This is a genomic window from Staphylococcus canis, assembly GCF_016238445.1.
Taxonomy (GTDB): Bacteria; Bacillota; Bacilli; order Staphylococcales; family Staphylococcaceae; genus Staphylococcus; species Staphylococcus canis.
This window is the reverse complement of the sequence record NZ_JABANU010000096.1, coordinates 1-256: the sequence shown is the minus strand read 5'-3', so window position 1 is coordinate 256 and position 256 is coordinate 1. Positions and strand designations below refer to the sequence as shown.

Annotated in this window: 1 protein-coding gene; it reads right to left on the bottom strand. The window is 34.8% G+C overall.

The window, feature by feature from the left end; genetic code table 11:
- A partial coding sequence (locus HHH54_RS11070; protein ID WP_198618827.1) for a transposase occupies positions 1-256 on the bottom strand: 256 nt, incomplete at both ends.

Here is a 256-nt window from a genome sequence, read left to right as displayed (position 1 = left end):
GGGAACAACTCTTGAATTAAGACGATATATGGTTGATACATATCTATAGATACGGTTTGAACGCGTTTACGTTCTTCAAGAGAAAAGCGATAGAAATAGTCTTTTAAAGACTTTAACCGACGGTCTTCAACAATATCTATGATACGATGTGTGAGTGAATCAGCATAAATAAAGCTCATATATCCCGATACGTTTTTAACACTTTTAAATTCATCCATCATTAAATGTTTCGGTAATGGTCGATGTGGCGACTGAT